The sequence below is a fragment of the Streptomyces sp. YS-3 genome, assembly GCF_045257485.1.
Lineage (GTDB): Bacteria > Actinomycetota > Actinomycetes > Streptomycetales > Streptomycetaceae > Streptomyces.
The window spans coordinates 1-5,096 of the sequence record NZ_JBJHPC010000521.1 but is presented as its reverse complement, the minus strand read 5'-3'; the positions used below and the strand labels follow the sequence as shown (position 1 = coordinate 5,096).

At 72.8% G+C, this 5,096-nt stretch carries 3 protein-coding genes; 1 reads left to right on the top strand and 2 read right to left on the bottom strand.

The features are described from left to right. Positions 1-949 (top strand): glycosyl hydrolase family 18 protein (locus tag ACJA3G_RS29720; RefSeq protein ID WP_406556132.1); only part of this gene is annotated, 949 nt, incomplete at its 5' end. 34 nt (positions 950-983) lie between these two features. Here ACJA3G_RS29720 and ACJA3G_RS29715 read toward each other — a convergent pair. Further along, positions 984-3,671 carry a glycosyl hydrolase 2 galactose-binding domain-containing protein gene (locus tag ACJA3G_RS29715; protein ID WP_406556131.1) on the bottom strand — a complete coding sequence of 896 codons (2,688 nt, stop codon included), beginning with the start codon at positions 3,669-3,671 and terminating at the stop codon, positions 984-986. A gap of 87 nt (positions 3,672-3,758) precedes the next feature. Further along, positions 3,759-4,946, bottom strand: a complete 1,188-nt coding sequence (locus ACJA3G_RS29710) for an ROK family protein (RefSeq protein WP_406556130.1) — start codon at positions 4,944-4,946, stop codon at positions 3,759-3,761. Positions 4,947-5,096: the final 150 nt, after the last annotated feature.

Below are 5,096 nucleotides of genomic sequence, written 5' to 3'. Positions count from 1 at the left end.
GCCCCGCTCCGTCTCCGCCTGGCTGCCCTACTGGGACCAGGAGGGCGCCTACCAGGACGCCCTGCGCCACGCGGCCCAGCTGCACACCGTCAGCCCGTTCTGGTACCAGGCGGTCGGCGACGAACAGATCGACGGGCATCCGGGCGCGGGCGCCCAGCGCATCGTCGACGGGCTGCACGCGGCCGGGATCGCGGTGGTGCCCACCGTCATGGAGACGATGGAGCCCGGCGCCCTCGCCGCCATCCTCACCGACCCGGCCCGCCGCGCCGCCCACATCACGGCCCTGCTCGCCGTGGCGGGCAGCCGCGCCTACGACGGCCTCGACATCGACTACGAGTCCATCGCCCCGACCGGCGACGCCGACTACCCCGCGGTGCGGGCCGCCTACGCCACCTTCATCGGCGAGCTCTGCGCCCGCCTGCACGCCGTAGCCAAGAAGTGCGTCAGCACCGTGTCACCGCAGACCGCGACCACCGGCCGCGTCTGGGACTACGCGGCGCTCGGCCGGGCCGCCGACCGGGTACGGATCATGGCGTACGACCGGCACTGGTCGGGCGGCACCCCCGGTCCGCTCGCCGGGGTGGACTGGTACGAGGACATCCTGCGCCGCGCCACCGTACTGATCCCGCCCGCCCGGATCGAGATGGCGCTGCCCGCCTACGGATGGGACTGGCCCGCCGGGGGCGGCGGCCGGGCCCGGCACGTCACCTGGCGGGAGGCCGAGGCCCTGCGGGTGGAGAAGGGCGCCCCGTACCAGCTCGATCCCGTGTCGCAGACCCCCCACTTCAGCTACCAGGACGGGGAGACGGCCCGCGAGGTCTGGTACCAGGACGCCCGGGGCGTCGAGGCGGACCTGCCGGTCCTGGCCCGCTACGGCGTCCGCAACACCTCCCTGTGGGCCCTGAACTTCGAGGACCCGGCCCTGTGGCCGGTGCTGGCGAGGACCTGAGCGCCCCCACCGGCCCGGCACCCGCCGGACCGGTTCAGCCGTGGACCGTGGCCGTCGGGGTGTTCCAGCCGGAGACCCGCAGCCGCGGGGCGGAGCCGTGCAGGTCGGCGGTCCGGTAGGTGGCGGTCAGCGTCGCCGTCTCACCGGGCCACAGCGATACCTGGTTGTCGGACCAGTGGACGGGCAGGACCGGGGCGCCCCCGGCGTCCACGAGATGGACGTCGGTGAGCAGCGCCGGGGCCGCCCCCGCCCCGGTACGGGCGAGGGTGACGGTGGTCGTCGAGGTGCCGTCGCCCTTCGCGGTGGTGGTGCCGGTGGCGGTCACCGCCGCCTTCGCCATCGTGCCCAGCCCCTTGAGATCGGCGTAGGCGGTGGTGGGGGTGTGGTACCAGTCGGTCTTCGCGTAGTCGAGGACGTCCGCCCTGGTGGAGAGCCAGTACACATTGCGGCTCACCTCCTTGCCGGTCGCGTCGGTGAGCAGCAGCCGGGCGAGGTAGGTGGTGGACAGGCCGGCGACGTTCGCCGGGACGGTGAGCGCCGTCGTCCGCGCCCCGTCCCCGCCCACGGTCAGCCCGGTCGCCGTCCGGTCGTACTTCGGCGTCCCGTCGGTGTTGAAGAGCGTCACCCGTGCCGTGAGACCGGAGACGGGCGCGTGCCGGCTGTTCACCACCGCGATGGAGCGGTCGTCGTAGGAGTACTGGACGTGCAGCGGCTCGTTGGCCTTCTTCGCGCCGAAGTACGCGCCGCCCTGGTCGAGGTAGCGGTCCACGAGCTGCCAGTGCAGGGACGTCCAGCCGCTGTTGAACATCCAGTAGACGACCCCGGTCGAGGGTTTCGAGGCGTCCTTGGCGTTGCGGGCGTACGCCTCGTACTGGGCGCGCACGTTCTCGTACTGGGCGAGCTGGGCCTTGCGCACATAGTCGTCCAGGCCGGTCGGGGCGCCGTAACGGCCGGTCAGGGCCGCGTCGTAGATGCCGAGGGTGGCGAAGGCCGACGAGGGGGAGCGGTGGTACTGCTTGGCCGAGGGGTTCTTCCAGAGCGTGTCCAGCTCGGCCGGTGACATCATGCGGCGCAGGGTGTCCAGGGTGGGGATGTCGGGTCCGGCGCTGGTCTCGGAGTTGAAGCCGGTGGCCCCGCCCTCCTGCTTGTTGTACCAGTAGTTGGGCGGCACCCAGTCGTAGGGGCCGCTCATCTTCATGCCCGAACGGCCGCTGATGGGCGCGGAGTTGTCGGAGGCGGCGGCCACCACCGGGGTGGGCCAGTCGGCGGCCCGCAGGGCGTCCACATACGTCTTCTCAATCGTGGCGTCCGGGGCGAAGTCGCTGCCGACGAGGAAGGAGATCACGCTGGGGTGGTCGCGCAGCCGGGCCGCCTCGGCGGCCATCGACGCCTTCGCGACCGGGTAGTCCGCCGCGCTCCACTTGTCGCCCGGCTCGCTCCCGTTGACCTGCCCCTCCCACTTGTCGCAGCACTCCCAGCCGGGGAGGGTGAGGATGCCGTACCGGTCCGTGAGGTCGAAGAACTCGTCCGGTTCGATGTGCCCTTCCAGCCGGATGGTGTTGAGGCCGAGGTCGAGCGCGTATCTGAGCCGGTCCTCCGCGTAGGTGCGGTCCCAGCGCAGATACTCGTCCGGCGACCAGCCGCCGCCCTTGATGAGCAGCGGACGGCCGTTGACCGAGTACTGCCGTGCGCCTGCCGCGTCGAGCGGCGCCTTCACGTCGCGGATGCCGAACGACTCGTGCGCGGTGTCGGAGATGCCGCCGGAGACGGAGGCGGTCATGTCCAGTGCGTAGAGCGCCTGTTCGCCCATCCCGGCCGGCCACCACACGCGCGGCGAGGCGATCCGGAGCTGGGGGTGGGCGGCGGGGGTGAAGGTGATGGCCCTGCTCTCGTGCGGGGCGAGGGTGACGTCCTGGCCGAAGGAGACGGCGCCGATCGTGCCGGAGACGGTGGTGGTCACCGTGTTCGCGGAGTCGTTGCGGGCCAGGGCCTTGACCGTGAGTTCGGCGCTCGCCAGCGAGGGCACGGCGAGGCTGGTGACGACATGCGCGTCGCGCAGCGCGACGGGGCCGCCGCGGCGCACCAGCACGTCCCGGACGATGCCCATGTTCTCGTCGGGCGGCGGCTGGAGCCAGTCGATCCACCCCATGGTGAGGTGTTTCCTGGGGTCGTTGGGCTGGACGCGGAAGGCGACGGTGTTGGTGCCGGACCTCACGGCCGAGGTGATGTCGAGCTCATGGCGCGTGTAGGCCCCGGCGACCGCGCCCCGGTCCGCGACCTGACGCCCGTTGACGAACACGTCGGCGGCCGAGACGACCCCGCTGAAGTCGAGATACGTACGCGCGGAGGTGTCCGCGACGGTGAAGTCCGAGCGGTACCACCAGGGAACGGCGAAGTCCGCGGCGGGGATCTTCTTCTGGTTGGTGGAGTAGAAGGGGTCGGCGTACTTGCCCGCCGCCAGCAGGGCGGCGAGGACGGTGGAGCGGGGCCCCGCCCGGTACCAGCCCGTCGCCGGGTAGCCGGGGCTGGAGACGGCCGCCGCCGGGTCGGTGACCGCGGCGGTGGACTGGATGGCGTACCCGGACAGCGCCGTCGTGGTGGGGGCGACCGCCGCGCGGGCGGCGGGAGTTGCCTCCTGGACCCCCGAGAGGAGCGCCAGGGTGAGCGTCAGTACGGCGGCTGCGGCGGTTCTGCGGCGGACGAGAGGGCGACGGTGGAACACGGTGGGCTCCCGGTGTCCAGGTCGGGCATCAAAGTTAGGAATCCTTACTAACTCGCACCCCGAAGGTAGAGACCTGAGTGAGCCATGTCAACGACCCGGGTGCCCGGAGCGGGTCCGCCGCTCGAAGGTCACGTCCCGGGCCGTGCCCAGCGCCGTCGCCACCGCACCGAGCAGCACCGCGTCCTCACCGAGCGAACTCGGCGCCACCTTCGGGCGCAGCGGCGTCAGGGTGCGCAGCGTCTCCCGGACCGTCCGCAGCAGCAGATCCGCGCTGTGCCCCACACCGCCGCCCAGCACCACCAGATCCGGGTCGAGCACCGCGGCGACCGCCGCCACGGTGTGGGCCAGGCGCTCGCCCTCCAGCTCGACCGCCTTGACCGCCGCCGGGTCCCCGGCCCGTGCCGCGTCGAAGACGTCCTTCGCCGTGAGCGGCCCGGCCATACCGTGCGAGCGGGCCGCCGCCACGACCGCGTCACCGGAGACCGCGTCCTCCAGGGTGTCCGGCTTCTGCCGCCCCGGCCAGGGCAGGAAGCCGATCTCGCCGGCGCCGCCGTGCGCCCCGGTGAAGAGCTGCCCCTCGCTGACCACGCCCATGCCGAGCCCGGTGCCGATCAGTACGTACACGAAGAGGCGGCTGCCCGCCCCGACGCCGAAGGTGTACTCGCCCAGCGCCGCCAGGTTGGCGTCGTTGTGCACGGCCAGCGGCATCCCGAGCCCGTCCCGCATCCGGTCGAACAGGCCCGGCCGGCCCCAGCCCGGCAGGTGCTGGGCATAGCGCACCCGCCGCTTCTCCGCGTCGTACACCCCGGGCGTACCGACCACCGCCTGGGCGATCTTCTCCGCGTCCACACCCGATCCGGCGACGAGCCGGTGGGCGGTGGAGACGACCAGCTCGGCCATGGTGGTGGACGTGCGCGCCTGGTTGCGGACCTCCGAGCGCGCCACCACCGCGCCGTCCAGGTCCGCGAGCGCCACCCGCAGCCAGGCCCGCCCGATGTCGATGCCCAGCGCGTACCCCGCGGTCGGGTCCGGGGCGTAGAGCACCGCGGACCGGCCGCGCTCGGGCGTGTGCGTGCCCGCCTCGCGGACCAGGCCGGTGGCGGCGAGCGCGGCCAGCGCGCTGGAGACCGTGGGCTTGGACAGACCGCTCTCCCGGGCGAGCTGGGCCCGCGACGAGGGACCGCCCGCGCGCAGCCGGTCGAGCAGCAGCCGCTCGTTGCTGTTGCGCTGGCGCTGCGGGTTCCAGGGCTGCTCACCCTCGTCACTGCTGGTCATCCGCTCATTCTCACGTATCGCTCCCCACGGTTTCCCGGCGACCTCTTGACGCCATAAGTAAAGGTACTTAACTTGAGCACGCCCGACACCAGGGCGCACCCCCGCAGGGGCGAAGAGCCCACGCCCGCACCGCCGTTCCCCCGCGTCCCC